Source organism: Gordonia westfalica (assembly GCF_900105725.1).
Classification (GTDB): Bacteria; Actinomycetota; Actinomycetes; order Mycobacteriales; family Mycobacteriaceae; genus Gordonia; species Gordonia westfalica.
On record NZ_FNLM01000034.1, the window covers coordinates 2,897,887 to 2,915,394 of the forward strand.

Below are 17,508 nucleotides of genomic sequence, written 5' to 3' on the forward strand. Positions count from 1 at the left end.
ACCAGCCCACTATGAAAGGAGGCTCACCATGACACATACTTACAAACCATCAGTACTGACGAGCCTCCGCGCTGTCATTCCTCAACGCGATGCGAGCTTCCTCGAAGCACTACGAACCGCTGAGATTCAGGCCGCCAAGCTCGCCGACCTGATCGCTGACGAACGCGGCATCCTCGAACACCACATCACTGGGCTGCCTCGCATCGTCGTCATCCGCGAGCGCATCCCGGTCTCCGGCATGAGCTACTGGAATGGCCAGCAGTGGGTGATCGTGCTCTCCGCTAATGAACCCACCGTTCGCCAACGCTTCACGCTCCTGCACGAGTTCAAGCACATCATCGATCACGGGCGTACAGCCCAGCTCTACCGCACTACCCACAAGATGACTGCGGCCGAGCAGGCCGAAGCGGCTGCCGACTACTTCGCGGGCTGCGCCCTGGTCTCTAAGCGATCGCTTAAAGCCGCCTGGGGTAACGGCATACAGCGCGTCGCCGACCTGGCATCTCACTTCGGCGTCAGCGAACCCGCGATCCGCGTCCGTCTCGCGCAAACCGGCCTCGACAAGGCCGACGATGCGCCCCTCGCGAACCGCTGCGCCCGGCCTATCTACACCAACCATGACGAGCGCCAGAAGTTCATCCGCGCACCCCGTTCAAACCGACAGAGGAGCTACGCATGACCGCCGCACCATCACTTGGAATCAAGCCGCTGGCGGTTCACTACCTTCGCGTCAGCACGAAAGACCAAGCCGAGCGAGGCGGTGAGGCCGAGGGCTTCTCGATCCCTGCACAGCGCGAAGCCTGTCTGCGCAAGGCACAGTCACTGGATGCGGTGACCGTCGCCGAGTTCGTCGATGCCGGTGAAAGCGCCCGCTCGGCCAATCGCCCGGAACTGAAAAAGATGCTCGACTACGTCAAGGCGCACAAGATCCAGTACGTCATCGTGCACAAGGTCGACCGTCTCGCACGCAACCGCGTCGACGACGTCGAGATCAATCTGCAGCTCACGTCGGTTGGTGCCCAGCTCGTCTCCTGCTCGGAAAACATCGACGAGACTCCGAGTGGCATGCTGCTCCACGGCATCATGAGCTCGATCGCCGAGTTCTACAGCCGCAACCTGGCCACCGAATCGCGCAAGGGCATGCTGCAGAAAGCGAAGGGTGGCGGCACCCCAGGCATGGCACCGTTCGGCTACCTCAACAGCCGCACCCGCACTGACGACGGCAGAGAAGTGAAGACCGTCATCATCGACCCCGAGCGTGGCCAGTGGGTCACCTGGATGTTCGAGCGTTACGCCACCGGTGAATGGACAGCCGGAATGATCAAAGACGAGTTCGACAAACGCGGCGTGACCACCGTGACCCGACCGAACCGCCCCAGCCGACCGATCGCTCACTCTCATATCACCGCGATGCTCCAGAACCGCTACTACACCGGTGCCGTCCGGTTCGAGGGGGTCGAGTATCCCGGTAGCCACCCAGCTCTTGTGAGCGAGGCACTTTTCTCCGAGGTCCAGCGCGTCCGCCAGGCCCGCCACCAAAGCCGCGAGAAGCCGCGTGTACACAACCACTACCTGAAAGGATCGGTCTTCTGCGGACAATGCGGCGAACCGCTCACGTTTGAGAAGACTCGCAATCGGGTGGGCACCGTCTACGACTACTTCTACTGCCTCGGCCGTCAGCGACTCAAGAACGGCTGCACCTTCCGTGCCATCCAAGCGCCGCACCTCGAAGACCTCGTGACCGCTCATTGGCAGACCGTGACACTCAACGAGACGCAGACCGCCGCGATCCGTGCGCTCGTCCTCGACCACATGCGTATCCTGCTCCCTGACGCAGCCCAGGCACGACAGTCAGCCTCCGAACGACTCCAGCAACTCGAACAGGAGAGCCGCAAGCTGCTCGAAGCGTTCTATGCCGACGCGATAGACACGCCCGAACTCCGGAACGAGCAAGCGCGTATCGCGGCTGAGCGCGCGAAGTCGGAGGCGAGGCTCGGCGAGTTCGATCTCCAGGAATCACACCTCACCACGAAGCTCGAAGGTTGCCTGGCGCTCCTCGGGAACGCACATGAACACTACTTGTCAGCTGACGCGAAATCGCGGCGCGACCTCAACCAGAGCATCTTCACGCACCTTTATGTCCACGACGACGACATCGTCGCTAGCGACCTGAGTCCGGCGTACCAGTTGCTCATGAACGACGATCTGGCCGCGACGCTGGCAGCCGAACGGAAGCGGGACCAGAACACCGTCGTTAGAACTACGGACCTCATCGAAGCGACAAAGGTCACTGGTATCGGCGACAGGGGTGGTGAATCAACCCTCCGAGACCTGCCGACGCGCGCCCGTAGAACCGCCCCAGACGCCCGAATCCCCGGGGTCCTGACGATCGAACGCCCCAGAGGTGCAATGCCGTGGGAAAAAGAAAGAACCACGGCCCCTGAGGACCGTGGTTCTAACATTATTTCTTTGGTAGCGGGGACAGGATTTGAACCTGCGACCTCTGGGTTATGAGCCCAGCGAGCTACCGAGCTGCTCCACCCCGCGTTGCAAGGAGCAACACTATCTGCGGGACGCAGCCAGACCAAATCGGGGGCTCGCGCGAGGGCAGACCTAGGCGCGCAGGTCCTTGCGCAGGATCTTGCCCGACGCCGACTTCGGGATCGCCTCGATGAACTCCACCGCACGAACCTTCTTGTGCGGGGCCACCTTCGACGCCACGAACTCGATCACCTCGGCCTCGCCGATCTCCGCATCCGGCTGCTTCACGACAAACGCCTTGGGGATCTCCTCCCCCGACTCGGCATCGATCACACCGATCACCGCGGCGTCGGCGATCTTGTCATTGGTCAGCAGCAACGCCTCCAGCTCCGCCGGCGGCACCTGATAACCCTTGTACTTGATCAGCTCCTTGAGCCGATCGACGATGAACACACAGCCGGTCGGGTCGACCTGCGCCAGATCACCGGTGTGCAGGAAGCCGTCGGCATCGATCGTGTCCGCCGTCGCCTGCTCGTTGTTGAGGTAACCGAGCATAACGTTCGGCCCCTTCACCCACAGCTCACCCGGCTCCGAGAGTCCTTCCTGCGGCAGCGGGATGTCCTCGCCGGTGGCCGGGTCGACGACCTTGTTCACCGTGTTCGGCACCGGCCACCCGGTCGACGACAGCGGCGGGTCCTCACGCCCCAGCGTGGCCTGGGTGTCGAACGGGATGATGTGGGACACCGGGGACAGCTCGCTCATGCCGTAGCCCTGCAGCATGTGCAGGTCCAGACGCTTGGCCACCGCCTGTCCGAGTTCGTCATCGAGCGGTGCAGCTCCCGACATCATCGTGTGCAGCGAGGACAGGTCGTAGTTGTCCACGATCGGATGCTTCGCGAGCGCCACCGCGACCGGCGGGGCGATGTAGGCCATCGTGACCTTGTGGTTCTGGATGTTCTCCAGGAACTCGACGAGGTCGAACCTGGGCATCACGACGAGCGATGCCCGGGCCGACAGGGCAGCGTTGAGCAGCACCGTCATACCGTAGATGTGGAAGAACGGCAGCACCGCGATGACCACGTCATCAGCGGTCATGCCCTGCAACGGCCGGAGCTGCGCGACGTTGGCCACCAGGTTGCGGTGAGACAACGCCACCCCCTTCGGGTTTCCCGTCGTTCCCGAGCTGTACGGGAGGACGGCGACATGGGTCGCCGGGTCGAAGGAGACGTCCGGGGCCGGAAGGTTGGGGCCGAGCAGATCGATCGCGTTGGGGTGTCCGGAGGCCTCCTGCCCCTCGCCGTCGAGGACGATGAGGTTCTCCGCCGACAGACCCACTTCGTCGGCGGCCGCCTTCGCCTGCTCGAACATCGGCGAGATCGTCACCAGCATCTTCGCGCCCGAATCCCGCAGCTGCTTGGCGATCTCGGACGCGGTGAACAGCGCGTTGATCGTCGTCGCCGTGGCGCCGGCGCGGAGGATGCCGTGGAACACGGTCGCGAATGCGGGGATGTTCGGCGAGAGGATTCCCACCACGTCCCCGACCCCGATCCCGCGCGACGCGAGCGCGCCGGCCGCGGCCTCGATCTGGCCGAGGAGCTGACCGTACGTGGTCGTCGTACCCGATTTCGGGTCCACCAGGGCGGTCCGCTCGCGGTCCTCGTCGGCGATCGACCCGAACAGGTAGTCGAACACACTCACATCGGGGATCTCGACGTTGGGGAAAGGACTCGTGAAGCTCATGGCACCTCCAGTGGTGGGTGGGTTTCGCCCGCGCATCGTATCAACAGGCATTGACACGGTGTGACCTGGACCTCGTTCACGGCCCAGTCTTCCCGAATCCACGTCGCGGCGTCGGGACTTTCGACGGCCGCGCCGGGAACGATGCCTCCCGTCGGAGCTCCGCAGTTCTTGTCAGACCCCCGGGGTACAACTGAAGACACAGAAATCTGATGACGCAGCAGTAGTCAACGACGGTCCATCCAACCGCTTTCACGCCCCCACGAGAGGGGACTACTGCCGTCATGATCGACACCCTTTCGCTCGACGCGGTCCTCGACCGACTCGGCGAGATCACCCCACCCATCGCAGGATGTGCGCACGGTTGGAGTTCCCCGAGGTCTATTCGCACGATGTCCCATCACCAGTTCGCGATGCACCTCAACCGTTTCCGCATCCGCCGACAGAGTCGACCGCAGTTCTTGTCAGACCCCCAAGGTAGAACTGAACGCACCAACATTGATGACAGAGCAGCAGCCAACGACGGACCTCACCAACCCCATCGACACTCCCATGAGGGAAAGCTGCCGTCATGATCGACACCCATTCGCTCGACGCCGTCCTCGACCGACTCGGCGAGATCACCCCGCCCTCCGATGACCCCACCGGCCGTTCGACCTTCCAACGGTTGGAGTTCCTGCGTCTGGTCCGCAACACCGTCGACCACCAGATCGTCTCTCACACAGCCGCACTCGACGGCCTACGCGTCGCAGAGAAGGCCGGCTCGACCACCAAGAAGCTACTGATCGAGATGGGATTCGCACCCACGGTGTCGACGCGCACCACCCGCATCGCCAACGCGATGGGCACCTTGAGCAAGGTCGAGGCTTACGCCGCCGACGGCCGGCTCTCCGGCGAGATCGTCGACGCCATCGTCCGTGGCATTACTGTGATCGAGAAGCGCTCACCCACACAGCTTTCCGACGACGAGCGAGCCGTCTATGAGACCGAACTCCTCACCCAAGCACTATCCGGTGCCACACCCACCGAAATACAGAAACATGCGCAGACGATCGGCAACACCATCGCCGACGATCAGGGTGGCATCCCCGCGTGCGACGACCGATCCCTCGACACCCTGTCCCACCACCTGACTGATGACAGTCGCGTCGACATCCACGCCAACGTCACCCAGACCGTCGGCGAGAAGTTCATCGCCATGATCGACGAACGCTCCCTGCCGCGTCCCGAACCCGACGGCACACTTGACCGACGCTCCGCCGACCAACGACGCGCCGACGCCCTCGAGACCCTGCTGGACCAGGCCGCCGTCGGTGCGGCGATGGACACCATCGGCACACCGCGAACCCAAACCCTGCTCACCATCCCCGCCGACGGCGGCAACCCCGCATCCCTGCCCTGGACCGGACCAACCACCCAAGCAACCGCGAAACGATTGTCCTGCGACGGAACCCTGACCGAGATCATCATCGACGGCGAAACCGTGCCACTGCAGATGGGGCGTGAACGACGCTTGTTCCCGCCGCACCTGCGTAAGGCGATCATCATCCGCGACCAGAACTGCATCAAATGCGGTGCCCCACCATCACATACGCAGGTGCACCATATCGAGCACTGGACCGACGACGGTGAGACCGAACTCGACAACGGTTGCCTGCTCTGCCAACGCTGTCATACCCAGGTCCACCACAACGGGTGGGACATCATGATGGGCTTCGACCGCCATCCGTGGCTGATCCCGCCGGCCGACGTCGACCCCCGACGCCGCGCGCTACCCGCTTACAACCGCCGCACCATGCGACTCGACGACGCCGCCTGACAGAGAGAAGCTTTCGCGCAGCAGGGTTTCGATACGGCTCGTCGCAAGCTCCTCACCTACTCAACCAGCAGTGGTAGCCGACATCAGCCGGGACCGCATCCGTTCTTTGACAACTCCACAGTGTGTAAGCGATTCCCCGCGCACCCATTCCGTTCCCGCTCACCTTTGCAACGTGAGCGGGAACGGAATGGGTGAGCGAGACCGGCGCCGGCCGACGTTGCCCTCAGTCCTCGGACGGGCCCTCGTCGCTTGAGGTCTGGGCACCTTCGACAACGGATTCGCCTGGGACATAACGCCCTTCGAGCGGCGCACCCGCCTCGGGGAGGGATTCCTTGTCGATGAGGTGCTCGAAGGCCAGGAGATTGCGCAGGGATTCGCCACGCGAGACGCGCCAAGCCCATTCGCGCTGGATCGAGGCGAGGAAGCCGAGTTCGAGCAGGGTGTTGAAGTCTCCGTCGGCGGCCTCGAGGACCTGCCCGAGGACGCGGTCGAGTTCGTCGGAGCCGAGCGCGTCGGCCGAGATCCGGCCGACCAGGTAGATGTCGCCGGTGTTGTCGATGGTGTACGCGACGCCGTACAGCCGACGATTGCGCTTCAGCAGGTATTTGTAGACGCCGCTGTGGTTTTCGTCGGGCCGGCGGCACACGAAGGCCTCGACTCTGACCCCGTGCTCGCTGGCGGTGAGCAGCACCGTCGTCTTGAGTTTCTGCTCACCGGGGAGTTCGAGGATGACGTGGTCGACGTCGGCGCCGCCGCCGCTCTTCCGCGAGTAGGCGATCTCGTTCTCGGTCAGTGTCTTCTCGAGCAGGTCGACGACCTCGGTGCGACTCACGACATCCTCTCGGCTGGGGAACAGGGTTCGGCGAGACCGTTCAGACGGTCACCCGGTTACGCCGCCGACGCCAGCGTCGGCGTACTCGTGCGGGACCGCCCGGAGACTGGGACGCGCCCGTCTGCGCGGCGAACGACTGCATCGCGCGCCCATAACTCTCGATCAGCTGGTCCACGGTGTGCTCCCAGGAGAACTTCTCGGCGTGGCGGCGTGCGTTGCGGCCGAGTTCTGCGAACCGATCGGGTTGCGCAAGAAGCTTTTCCAGCGCATTGGTCCAGTCGCCGACCGCGTGACCGTTGACCAGCACACCCGTCCGCCCGTCGTCGACGGCCACACCGAGGCCGCCTACGTTGGCGGCGATCACCGGCGTCCCGCACGCCTGCGCCTCGATGGCCACCAGCCCGAAGCTCTCCGAATGACTCGGCACGGCGACCACATCCGACGCACGGTACACCTGGACCAGGCGGTCCGACGGCTGCGGCGGCAGGAAGGTCACGGAATCGGAGATCCCCAGCTCGGCGACCTGATCCATCAAGGCGGTCGGCCGTTGCAGCCCCGAGCCCGACGGCCCGCCGACGATCAGGAGTCGCAGCCTGCGTCCGGACCCGACGGCGTCGGAGATCAGCGGCGCAATCGCCGAGACCAGGAGGTCGGGCGCCTTGAGCGGCTGGATTCGGCCCACGAACGTCACGATCGTCTCATCAGGATCGAGACCGAGAATCGACCGTGCCTGGGCCGACGACCCGGGCGTGTAGCACTCCAGGTCGGCGCCCGGGGTCACCACGTCGATGCGGTCGGCGTCGGCGTCGTACATCGAGAGCAGTTCTGCCGCTTCGGTTCCGGTGTTCGCGACGAGGCGGTCGGCTTCACCCACCACCTGCTGCTCGCCGATGACGCGCAACTGCGGTTCGGCGGTGTCGCCTTCGGCAAGTGCCGCGTTCTTCACCGCGGCGAGCGTGTGGGCGGTGTGCACGAGTGGCACGCCCCACCGGTCGCGCGCCAACCAGCCGACCTGCCCCGACAGCCAGTAGTGCGAGTGGATCACGTCATAGTGCCCCGGGGCCTGCGCCGCCTCGGCGCGCAACACTCCCGCGGTGAAAGCGCACAGCTGGGCGGGGAGGTCGCGTTTGTCCAGACCCTCGAACGGCCCGGCGACCACGTTGCGGACGGTCACACCCGGCGCTGCCGCGACGGAGGGTGCGTCGGCCGACGACGTCGCCCGGGTGAAGATCTCGACCTCGATGCCGCGCCGCGCCAGCCGGATCGCCGTCTGCCAGACGTAGACGTTCATCCCGCCCGCGTCGCCGGTGCCCGGCTGCGCCAACGGCGAGGTGTGCACGGAGATCAGCGCAACACGCCGCGGCAACGGGCTGGAGGTCATGGTCTCCACCTTAGAGAAATGGCGTAGGCGACGACGCGCGCCCTCCGCTTCCACCCCGCTCACCGGAGTGGGTCCCGCGGCTTCGCGTCCGGCCCGGCGATCCCCTACACTGTTTTCGGTAACGATTGTCATTTGCGTAAAGGGTGTCATGAGGAAAACGCTTCTTGCCGCGGCCGGAGCCCTGTCCGCGGCCGCACTGGTGCTGGCCGGCTGCTCGAGCAACTCCGGCGACGGCGACGGCACCCCGACCGTGGTGACGTCGACCAACGTCTGGGGCTCGGTCGCCGCCGCGGTCGCCGGCGACAAGGCGACCGTCACCGCCCTCTACACCAACGCCGACGGCGATCCCCACGAGTTCGAACCGTCCGCCGCCGACACCGCGACCATCGCCGACGCCGACATCCTCGTGATGAACGGCGGCCACTACGACGCCTACATGGAGCAGGCCGCGAAGTCCTCGGGCGCCACCGTCGTCGACGCCTTCGCCCTCGCCGGCAGCGATGACCACGACGCGGACGACCACGGCGATCACGCGGACCACGACGGCGCGGGTCACAACCACGGAACCGAGAACGAGCACGTCTTCTACGACCTGCCCGTGGTCGCGGAGGTCGCCGACAAGGTCGCCGATGCTCTGGCCGAGCAGGACCCCGAGAACGCCGAGGCCTACCGCGCGAACGCCGCGACTTTCACCACCGGCATCGACGGCCTGCGATCCGAACTCGCCGGTATCCGGAAGGCGCACGACGGCACGAAGGTCGCCCAGACCGAGCCCCTCGCGGGTTACCTGCTCACCGAGGCCGGCCTCATCGACGCCGCTCCCGCCGGGTTCACCCAGGCCGTCGAAGAGGGCCAGTCACCGTCGGCCGCAGACCGCGCGGCGATGCAGGATCTCCTCGCCTCCCGCGGCGTCGCCGTCCTGATCTACAACGTGCAGGCCATCGACCCGGTGACCGGGGCGATGCTCGACGTCGCGAAGTCCTCGAGGGTGCCCGTCGTCGAGTTCACCGAGACCCTGCCGAACGGCGTCACCGACTACCTGGTCTGGCAGCGCGGACAGATCGACGCGCTCGCCGCCGCCCTCGACTCCGAGAAGAAGTGACCGCGATGGCGTCGGGATCCGCCCCCGTGGTCACCTTCTCAGGCGCACGGCTCGGCTTCGGCGACCGCGTACTCTGGGACGACCTCGACCTGACGATCGAGCCCGGCGAGTTCGTCGCCGTCCTCGGCCCCAACGGGTCCGGGAAGACATCCTTCCTCCGTGTCCTGCTGCGTCAGTACCCCCTCGACCGCGGCACCGTCGAGACCACCGACGCCATCGGCTACATCCCGCAGCAGCACGCCGACGAGGCCGACCCGATGGCCCTCCGGGGCCGGGACCTGGTCGGGTTCGGCGTCGACGGCGGCCGGTGGGGACTCGGCCTGCGCGGCCGGTCGCGGCGTCGCGAACTCGTCGACCAGGCGCTCGCCGCAGTGGATTCCCTCCCCTACGCCGACGCCCCGCTCGGGGTCCTCAGCGGCGGCGAACAGCAGCGGCTGCGTGTGGCCCAGGCGGTCGTGAGCGACCCCGAACTCCTGCTGTGCGACGAACCGCTGGCGAGCCTCGATCCCACCAATCAGCAGGTTGTCGTCGACCTCATCGACCAGCGCCGGCGACGCGCCGGGACCGCGGTCGTGTTCGTCACCCACGAGATCAACCCGATCCTCCCCTACGTCGACCGCGTGCTCTATCTGGTCGGCGGGCGATTCCGCATCGGCACACCCGACGAGGTGATGACCACCGAGACGCTCAGCGAGCTGTATGGCAGCGACGTCGAGGTCCTCCGGGTCAACGGCCGTCTCATCGTGATCGGCGGTGAGGACGCACACCACTGCGTCGACGCAGAGGCGGGGAGTCAGTCCGCATGAGCGTGACTCCGCTGGCCGCCGAACGTCAGTTCAGCGACCTCTGGGACTTCTCGACGACCATCGACCTGCTGGGCTACGACTTCATGCAGCAGGCGCTGCTGGCGATGGTGCTGCTGGGCCTGGTCGGCGGCCTGTTGGGCCCGCTGATCGTCGCGCGCCAGATGTCGTTCGCGGTCCACGGCTGCAGCGAGCTGTCGGTGACGGGCGCGGCCGCCGCCCTGCTCGCGGGGTTCAGCGTCAATCTCGGCGGCGTGATCGGCGCGGTCCTCGCCGCGGCGGTCTTCGGCATCCTCGGCAACAAGGCCCGCGAACGCGATTCGGTGATCGGTGTCGTGATGGCCTTCGGCCTGGGGATCGGTGTCCTGTTCCTCGCCCTCTACGGCCGGATCGGCACCGGCTTCGCGCTGCTGACCGGGCAGGTCGTCAGCGTCGGACTCGACGGCCTGGTCGCGATCGCGATCACGGCGGCGATCGTCGTCGCGGTCCTGGCGGTGATCTACCGGCCGCTGCTGTTCGCGTCGACCGATCCGCGGGTGGCGCAGGCGCACGGCGTGCCGGTGCGCACGCTGTCGGTGGTCTTCGCCGTCATCATGGGCCTCGCCTGTGCTCAGGGAGTGCAGATCATCGGCGCCCTGCTGGTGATGTCCCTGCTGATCACCCCGGGTGCGGCTGCCGCGCGGGTGACCGCCAACCCGATGCGGGCGCTGGTGTTGTCTGTCGTGTTCGCCGAGATCGCCGCGGTCGGCGGGTTGCTGATGTCGCTCGCGCCGAAGCTCCCGGTCTCGGTGTTCGTCACGATCATCTCGTTCGTGATCTACGTCGTCTGCCGGATCATCGGCTCACGTCGCGTGCACGTCACGCGGTAGCGGCCGCTAGTACTCCTCGGCGAAGCCCGGATTGCAGCGGGCGCCGATCATGTCCTCCTCGGCGACGACGGGCCGTCCGGGTTCCAGGTTCCAGCTCGGCTTCTCGGGCTCGATGATCCGCGCGAATCGCCAGTGGCAGTCGAACTGTGCCTGCATACCGGGGGTGTCGGCGGACGGGTCGAGTGCGACGACCTCGGCCCACGCGGCGGCCATGCCGGTCGGGTCCTGCGTGTACCGGCCCGACGTGGTCGGGAAGACCGAGAGGCTTGGCCCCACCTCCGTCTCCGTCCACTCGACGCGTTCGATGAAGGGCGGCCGATAGATCACCGTCGGCGTGGTCGGCAAGACCGAGGAACCCCTGCTCGCGCTCGTCGGCGCAGAATCCGCGATCACCTCGGTCGTCGACGGGCCGGCGACGGTGGACGAAACGGTGCCGTGGGGTTCCGAGCCGCAGGCCACCAGGAACAGCGAGGTCACAACGCACCCGGCGCCCGCCGCGGCGAATATTCGCGCCGTTCTTCCCCCGACCGGACTCGTCCTCATCCCGCCACCGTAGGCCACGGGTAACCTGCAGCTGTGATTCACCGGCGATCGCCTGGGATGAGAATCCGGTCGTCGTCGCTCGCGCGGACGCTCGGTCTCGCCGTCGTGGTCGTCGCACTGCTGCTCGGCGTGAGCGCCTGCGGCCGCGGTCCCGAACCCGATGCCCAGTCGACCCAAACCCGCGTACGGGCCACTCCGGAGGGCCTGACGCTCGACGGGAAACCCTGGTGGCCGGTCGGTTTCAACGCCTACCAGCTGGGCACCGATTGGTCGGTGAACGCCGGTTGCGGCGCCGAGGTCGATCTGGACGCCTATTTCGGTGCGCTCCCGCCGCGCGCCCTGACACGGTTCGATCTCTACTCGTCCTTCGCCTTCGACAAACACACCGGACTGTTGAACTTCGGACCGCTGGACCGGGTCTTCGAAGCGGCCGCACGCCACGAGCAACTGGTGCTGCCGGTGCTGGCGGGCGGCTCGGGGGACTGCGAGGACGGCCGGTTCAAGGAGCGGGACTTCTATGTGGACGGGTGGCTCTCGAAGACCGCTCTCTCGCAGACCTCCGGCGATCAACTGACCTATGCCGGTTGGATCGAGACCGCGGTGTCCCGCTGGCACGACGAACCGTCCGTCGTCGGATGGGAACTCGTCGGCGAACCCGAGCCCGGCATCTGCGGGAAGACCTGCGACTGGAGGCGTCGCGTGTGTCCCGCCGACGCCACTGCCGTGTTGCGCAAGTTCTTCGACCGGGCCGGAGCCCATCTGCGATCTTTCGACCACTCGCGCCCGATCTTCTCCGGACTCGTCGGCGGCGACCAGTGCGGGATCGCCCGGGACAGCTACCTCGAGGTCGGCGACTCCAGCGGGATCGACGTCCTCGACTTCCACGACTACAGCTCCGCGACCGACCCTGCTCCCGGGCCGCAGGGCAGCGACCTGCGCACTCGGGCGGACCAGTCCCGACGGCTCGGCAAACCGTTGGTGGTCAACGAGATCGGCATCAAGGCCGGATCATGCCTGTCGGTGGACACCCGCGCACGGCAGTTCGACGCCGCGATATCCCGTCGGCGCGACGCCGGCGCCGCGGGCGCACTGCTCTGGTCATTCGTGCCCGACCCCCGCACCTCCGGGTGCACCTACGACATCGGCCCCCACGACCCGGCGTGGGATGTGGTGCGCGCGAGGGTCTCCTAACCCGTGATCCGGTACATGCGCCAGTCGGGTAGATCGGCACCGTCGTTGGGGGCCTCGAGAACGAGTACACCGATCTGGGCGCCGTTCTCGTACATCGTCGGATAGCGCTGGTTGATGGCATCCGATGACCCGCGCCCCTCCGCCGGAACGGTGAGGAAGTACTGCACCCCGCCGCCGACGGGATCGTTCAGCAGCTGCGCGAAGTCCCGGTCCGACGGGATGACGAACTGCCGGGGCCGCTCGGACTGGGCGACCACCGCGAAGCCGTAGACGGTGTCGCACAGGACCGCCCCGTCCGGCAGTGCGAGCGAGTCCAGATACTTCGCCAGCGCACGTTCGGTCGAGAAGGACCGCACCACGCGCTGTTCGTCGAGGTACTTCTTCTCCACGGACTGCGGGCGCGGATCGACCACCGACCCCACCGCGAATTCCTGCGGTGCGTGCTTCGGTGACGTCATCCCCTTCGCGGTCACCGGGATCGCGACAGCCATCACCACCACGGCGACTGTGCAGGCGATCGTGTACCCCCACCGCGACGCGTAGGGCCGCGCCGGCGCCAGGTCCGCGCGGGCGCCCGCGCGACGCATCGGGATCGGCCGACGCAACGGGACCGACATCAACGCCACGATGGCGGCGAGCAGTATCACCGTCATGTAGAACCGCAGGAAGCCGAAGGTCGAACCCCGCGCATAGCCGAAGATCTGAAAGGCCAGCACCGCCACGATCATGAGGCCGGGCAGCAGCGGCGAGAGCCGGCGCCGCCGTGCACGCACGCCGATCAGCCCGAGGACGAGGATCGGCAGCAGCGGCGCGAGGATCGCCATCTCGGTCATCGAGAACCAGATGGCATCGCTCGTCGTCGACGATCCGCTACCGCCCGACTGCTCGATGATCGCGGCGTTGCCGTATTCGGAGGTGAACTGGGCGAAGGCATTGCCGGTGATGAGCCATCCGGTGATCGCCCACGCGACGAAGGCGAGAGCGCTCGGGGCGACGACCAGGGTGACGTCGACGAGGCTGCGCGACAACCTCTTCCGCGCGTCGCGGCGGCGGTAGGTCACCCAGCCGACGACGAGCCCGGCCGCCAGCGCAGCCGCTCCCCGTCGTAGCGGGTGAGGTATGCCAGGGCCAGGGCGATTCCGGTGACCACGAGTTCGTGCACGTCGTCGGTGGTGATCCACCGGATCAGTCGCCGCGACGCCCAGGCCAGGAAGAACAGGTACGGCGCCTCGCTCATCCCGTTGGCGGCGTACAACACGACCATCGGGTTGGCCGCGTAACAGACCGTGAACAGGCCCGCGACAAAGGGATCCAACCCGCGATCGCGTGCGATACCCGACACCTGGACCACCGAGCCGGCCATGAACGCCGACGACATGATGACCGCCGAGAGGGCCTGCGTGGTCATCTCCGGCCACCACGGCGACAGCGCGACGAGGGGCAGTTGGACGATCGCGGTGAGCGGGGTGAAGACGAAGCCGATGGCCGACAGATGCGGGCTCCGACTGAACAGCACACTCTGCGCCGACTGCACCCTCGACAGGGCGTCGCCGAAGAACCACTGCACCTCCGTCGCCAGGTACACCCCGATGATCAGGTACGGCAGCCATGCGGCCAGGAAGATCAGCACCCCGACCTGCAGCCGGCGGCTCATGTCGCCTCTCCGGCTTCGGTTCTGGTGTCGGCCGTGTCCCCGTCACCCGCCGAATCCCCGTCACCCGCCGAATCCCCATGGCTCGTCGAATCCCCGTGGCTCGTCGACAGGCCGTGGTAGGTCTTCTCCCAATACGACGGATTGACCAGGATCTGCCACATACCCTTGATGGCGGCGACGCTCATCATCAGCCAGTACAGCGGGATCAGCAACGCCGAGACCAGCAGTTCACTCCGGTCGTCCTCACGGATCGCGATCAGGTTCATGTAGATCGCGGCGCCGTTGCCGAGGATCATCGACGCCAGCGCCAGGTAGTAGATCGGCCCCGGGAACAGCTCGGCGACGATCGGCGGCTGGCCGCCGATCCACAACGCCAGGATCAGCCAGAACACCATGTTCAGGCAGGCGATCACCGGGGTGCCGGCGATGAGCAGCGTGAATCGTGCGAAGGCGACCGGTCCGAGGATCTCCCACAGCTTGACCGGGTGCCGCATGTGGACGAGCCACGTCTGCATGTAGCCCTTGTACCAACGGGATCGTTGCCGCACCCAGTTGATGGCGTCGACGTTGGCCTCTTCCATGGTCACCGAATCCAGCACGACGGTGCGGTAGCCGTGATCGGCGATGCGCACGCCGAGGTCGGCGTCCTCGGTGACGTTGAAGGGATCCCACGCCCCGATCTTGTCGAGGACATCACGCTTGAAGTGGTTCGACGTGCCGCCCAACGGGATCGGCGCGCGGCTGACCATCATGCCGGGCAACAGGAAACCGAACCAGATCCCGTAGTCGGCGGTGAACCACTCGGTGAGAAGGTTCTCGCGCACGTTGTGGAAGCTCAACTCGCCCTGGACACAGACGACCGACTCGTCGTCGGTGTTGTTGAGCACGTACACGGCACGTCGTAGCTGCAGCGGCTCGGGCTTGTCCTCCGCGTCGAAGATGGTGACGATGTCGCCGGTCGCGAAGTGCATCCCGTAGTTGCATGCCTTCGGCTTGGTCCGCGGCTGGGCCGGCGGGGTCAGGACCACGGTCACGATCCCGGTCTTCTCGACGTCGCGAGCCGCCTCGATCGTCGGTTCGTCGTCCTCCTCGAGGAGCAGCAGCACCTGCAATTTCTCGCGCGGGTACTCGATGGTCTCCATCGCGGCCACGAGGTCGCCGACCACCTCGGGTTCTCCGTAGGCGGGGACGAAGACGGTGTAGAACGGCAACTCCGAGTCGGGTATCGAGCGGGCCTGCTCATCGGAGACCCGGATGGCGCCGTTGACCAGCCCGCGCCGGAAGATCACCACCCGGTCGGCGATCGTGACGACGTACCCGATCGTGGCGACGGAGATGAGCGTTGCGAACGTGCCGACCGGGAAGAACACCAGCAGGATCGCGACGACGCCGACGATCGTGAACCCGATGATCTTCTGGGTTCGGTTGAACGGCACCGACGCCGACATGTCCTCGTCGGCGTCACGCAGGCGGTTCACCGCGTCCTGCAGAGCCTCCGCGCGGTACTCCTCGTCGACGAGCAGTTCACGCACCGGCCGGGTCGGACGTGTGCTCCGGGCGATCCCCGGTGCATCGATGCGGTTGCGGCTCATGGCTTCTCCCCCGCATCCGGGTCCAGCTGTGTCTGGATCAGGTCGCGAGCGAGGCCGACGAGAAGCGCCCGGTCCTTGTACTGGGGATTGCTGTCGAGGAGGACAGCGTTGCCGCGCAACAGCACCGTCATCAGCGCGCTGACGTTCGCCGCGATGGTGATGCGCGGTTGCGGGAAATAGGCCTCGGGTTCGTGGTTGTCGACGGCCCAGAGCATGACCTGCTGGGTTCGGCTTCCGTTGTTCCACCACCACGAGACCACGGTGTAGGTGAGGTACTTGTCATCGTCGACGACGTTCCACATCTTTCCCTCGACACCGAGCGGCAGCGCGACGGCGACGGGCTCGCTGACCCGCTCGTCGGACAGGTCGTAGCGGAAGAGATCGGGGTAGACCTCGAGTGCCAGTGGACGTCTGGAGTCGACGCTGTCGACGACCACCCGGCGTGGCCGGCCGAACTTGTCGAAGGCCCGGCTCCCGACGCCCTGGACCAGGACCTGCCGGACGAGCACGGCCCCGGAGCCGTACATCTTCGAACCCCACCGGTAGATCTCCGCCGACTCCTGCCGCCAGCCGTCCGGCACCACGAGGGGCTCACCGATCCGGAGCTGCGGATACCGGTTGCTCTGCCAGGTGCTGCCGACCGCCGGGGTCGGCACGAAGGCCAACGCGATCGCCGCGACGAGAACCACCAACAGCGGGCGGCCGACGGCCGCGACCTTGGGGGCCGAGATCTGGCCGCGCGCAGGCGGCGACCACTCCTGTCCGCCGCGCCGTCGGTGGTCGTAGAGCATGAGGGACCGGGTCACCAACGCGGCGACCAGGGGCGGGACCGGGATCAGCAGGTTTCGAGGGACACCGATCAGGTAGAGAGCGCCCAGCACGACCAACCCGACGGCTCCGGCGACCAGCGCCGCGACCGCTTTGTGCTACGCCCCGTCCCGACCGCGATCGCGGTGGCCGCCATCGCGACGAGCACCAGGATGAACCCCGCCGCAAGCGATGTGCCGCCCATCGAGAGCAGCACCGCGCGCATCGGTACGGGGAACACGAGCAGGAACAGCAGCCACACCCACCGGTATCGGGCGACCGGGCGCAGACCGAACACCAGGATCGCCGCACCGAGCACGAACAACCACAGCGCCAGCAGATCCATGTGCGTCGTCAGGTACGAACGCGTGTAGCGAGGGTTCACCAGGGACTTCATCGCCAGAGCCAGGATCAGCACGACCATGCCGACGATCACGTCGGTCTGCCGGTCGTAGATGGGCGGCTCGTCGACGCGCCGCCAGGAGACCCCCACCGCCGCGATGACGCAGAGGATGATCAGCACCGGCACATACACGATCAGGGTCTGCGCCCGCATCTCCTCGACGACCGCCACGATCGTGTTCCAGAACGCGAGGACGGTGCAGGCGACCAGGAACAGCCACCGGAGGGCGATGAACCCGCCGGGCCGTCTCTCGGTGGCCGCCGCAGCTGCCTTCGTGATCGCGGAGACCACCGA

Annotated in this window: 14 protein-coding genes, 1 tRNA gene and 1 pseudogene; 7 read left to right on the plus strand and 9 right to left on the minus strand. The window is 66.5% G+C overall.

The window, feature by feature from the left end; genetic code table 11:
- Nucleotides 1–28: 28 nt before the first annotated feature.
- Complete coding sequence (locus tag BLU62_RS18560) at nt 29–679, plus strand: ImmA/IrrE family metallo-endopeptidase (RefSeq protein WP_074851238.1); 651 nt, start codon at nt 29–31, stop codon at nt 677–679.
- Nucleotides 676–2,514, plus strand: a complete 1,839-nt coding sequence (locus tag BLU62_RS34955; protein ID WP_425284606.1) for a recombinase family protein — start codon at nt 676–678, stop codon at nt 2,512–2,514. Before BLU62_RS18560 ends, BLU62_RS34955 begins: the two co-directional genes overlap by 4 nt.
- Here the strand turns inward: BLU62_RS34955 and BLU62_RS18580 are convergent.
- A tRNA-Met gene (locus BLU62_RS18580) sits at nt 2,471–2,547 on the minus strand. The two genes, BLU62_RS34955 and BLU62_RS18580, sit on opposite strands and share 44 nt — an antisense overlap.
- A gap of 66 nt (nt 2,548–2,613) precedes the next feature.
- Nucleotides 2,614–4,221 (minus strand): 4-coumarate--CoA ligase family protein, encoded by a 1,608-nt coding sequence (locus BLU62_RS18585; protein ID WP_074851239.1) that lies wholly within the window; start codon nt 4,219–4,221, stop codon nt 2,614–2,616.
- A gap of 568 nt (nt 4,222–4,789) precedes the next feature.
- Between BLU62_RS18585 and BLU62_RS18590 the strand changes: the two genes are divergently transcribed.
- Nucleotides 4,790–6,037: an HNH endonuclease gene (locus BLU62_RS18590; protein ID WP_074851240.1), complete on the plus strand. Its 1,248-nt coding sequence runs from the start codon at nt 4,790–4,792 to the stop codon at nt 6,035–6,037.
- Between the two features lie 223 nt (nt 6,038–6,260).
- Here BLU62_RS18590 and BLU62_RS18595 read toward each other — a convergent pair whose 3' ends face one another.
- Together BLU62_RS18595 and mshA are read right to left on the minus strand one after the other, a co-directional pair.
- A complete protein-coding gene (locus tag BLU62_RS18595; protein WP_074851241.1) occupies nt 6,261–6,869 on the minus strand; it encodes a type III secretion system chaperone family protein in 609 nt (202 codons plus the stop codon).
- Between the two features lie 40 nt (nt 6,870–6,909).
- Entirely contained in the window at nt 6,910–8,250 is a 1,341-nt protein-coding gene (gene mshA, locus BLU62_RS18600; RefSeq protein WP_074853011.1) for a D-inositol-3-phosphate glycosyltransferase, read from the minus strand.
- 148 nt (nt 8,251–8,398) lie between these two features.
- Here mshA and BLU62_RS18605 point away from each other — a divergent pair, with 148 nt between their 5' ends.
- From BLU62_RS18605 to BLU62_RS18615, 3 genes are read left to right on the plus strand one after another with little or no spacing between them, the layout of a single operon-like run.
- The gene (locus tag BLU62_RS18605; protein WP_074851242.1) at nt 8,399–9,352 is read left to right on the plus strand and encodes a metal ABC transporter solute-binding protein, Zn/Mn family; all 954 of its coding nucleotides are present in this window, start codon (nt 8,399–8,401) and stop codon (nt 9,350–9,352) included.
- Nucleotides 9,353–9,357: 5 nt separating this feature from the next.
- Nucleotides 9,358–10,158: a metal ABC transporter ATP-binding protein gene (locus BLU62_RS18610; protein ID WP_074853012.1), complete on the plus strand. Its 801-nt coding sequence runs from the start codon at nt 9,358–9,360 to the stop codon at nt 10,156–10,158.
- Nucleotides 10,155–11,024, plus strand: coding sequence for a metal ABC transporter permease (locus BLU62_RS18615; protein WP_074851243.1), 870 nt, complete (start codon nt 10,155–10,157; stop codon nt 11,022–11,024). Before BLU62_RS18610 ends, BLU62_RS18615 begins: the two co-directional genes overlap by 4 nt.
- Nucleotides 11,025–11,030: 6 nt before the next feature.
- Here the strand turns inward: BLU62_RS18615 and BLU62_RS18620 are convergent, their stop codons facing one another.
- Nucleotides 11,031–11,567: a DUF2599 domain-containing protein gene (locus tag BLU62_RS18620; protein ID WP_074853013.1), complete on the minus strand. Its 537-nt coding sequence runs from the start codon at nt 11,565–11,567 to the stop codon at nt 11,031–11,033.
- A gap of 57 nt (nt 11,568–11,624) precedes the next feature.
- Here BLU62_RS18620 and BLU62_RS18625 point away from each other — a divergent pair, with 57 nt between their 5' ends.
- A complete protein-coding gene (locus tag BLU62_RS18625) occupies nt 11,625–12,758 on the plus strand; it encodes a beta-mannosidase (RefSeq protein ID WP_074851244.1) in 1,134 nt (377 codons plus the stop codon).
- On the opposite strand, the pseudogene BLU62_RS18630 reads toward BLU62_RS18625, so the two are convergent.
- The 4 genes and pseudogenes from BLU62_RS18630 to BLU62_RS33920 all read right to left on the minus strand — a co-directional run bounded on the left by BLU62_RS18630 (nt 12,755) and on the right by BLU62_RS33920 (nt 17,505).
- Nucleotides 12,755–14,412: pseudogene (locus BLU62_RS18630) on the minus strand (ArnT family glycosyltransferase). The gene BLU62_RS18625 and the pseudogene BLU62_RS18630 overlap by 4 nt on opposite strands.
- Nucleotides 14,409–16,004, minus strand: a complete 1,596-nt coding sequence (locus BLU62_RS18635) for a glycosyltransferase (protein WP_074851245.1) — start codon at nt 16,002–16,004, stop codon at nt 14,409–14,411. The pseudogene BLU62_RS18630 and the gene BLU62_RS18635 overlap by 4 nt, the downstream one beginning before the upstream one ends.
- Nucleotides 16,001–16,885, minus strand: a complete 885-nt coding sequence (locus BLU62_RS33915; protein ID WP_084811834.1) for a hypothetical protein — start codon at nt 16,883–16,885, stop codon at nt 16,001–16,003. Before BLU62_RS33915 ends, BLU62_RS18635 begins: the two co-directional genes overlap by 4 nt.
- A complete protein-coding gene (locus BLU62_RS33920; RefSeq protein WP_084811835.1) occupies nt 16,864–17,505 on the minus strand; it encodes a hypothetical protein in 642 nt (213 codons plus the stop codon). Before BLU62_RS33920 ends, BLU62_RS33915 begins: the two co-directional genes overlap by 22 nt.
- Nucleotides 17,506–17,508: the final 3 nt, after the last annotated feature.

Excerpts from the sequence above, each read along its gene's own strand:
- BLU62_RS18560 (WP_074851238.1), top strand. The coding sequence starts at position 29 with ATGACACATACTTACAAACCATCAGTACTGACGAGCCTCCGCGCTGTC.
- BLU62_RS34955 (WP_425284606.1), top strand. The coding sequence starts at position 676 with ATGACCGCCGCACCATCACTTGGAATCAAGCCGCTGGCGGTTCACTAC.
- BLU62_RS18585 (WP_074851239.1), bottom strand. The coding sequence starts at position 4,221 with ATGAGCTTCACGAGTCCTTTCCCCAACGTCGAGATCCCCGATGTGAGT.
- BLU62_RS18590 (WP_074851240.1), top strand. The coding sequence starts at position 4,790 with ATGATCGACACCCATTCGCTCGACGCCGTCCTCGACCGACTCGGCGAG.
- mshA (WP_074853011.1), bottom strand. The coding sequence starts at position 8,250 with ATGACCTCCAGCCCGTTGCCGCGGCGTGTTGCGCTGATCTCCGTGCAC.
- BLU62_RS18605 (WP_074851242.1), top strand. The coding sequence starts at position 8,399 with ATGAGGAAAACGCTTCTTGCCGCGGCCGGAGCCCTGTCCGCGGCCGCA.
- BLU62_RS18610 (WP_074853012.1), top strand. The coding sequence starts at position 9,358 with ATGGCGTCGGGATCCGCCCCCGTGGTCACCTTCTCAGGCGCACGGCTC.
- BLU62_RS18615 (WP_074851243.1), top strand. The coding sequence starts at position 10,155 with ATGAGCGTGACTCCGCTGGCCGCCGAACGTCAGTTCAGCGACCTCTGG.
- BLU62_RS18620 (WP_074853013.1), bottom strand. The coding sequence starts at position 11,567 with ATGAGGACGAGTCCGGTCGGGGGAAGAACGGCGCGAATATTCGCCGCG.
- BLU62_RS18625 (WP_074851244.1), top strand. The coding sequence starts at position 11,625 with ATGAGAATCCGGTCGTCGTCGCTCGCGCGGACGCTCGGTCTCGCCGTC.
- BLU62_RS18635 (WP_074851245.1), bottom strand. The coding sequence starts at position 16,004 with ATGAGCCGCAACCGCATCGATGCACCGGGGATCGCCCGGAGCACACGT.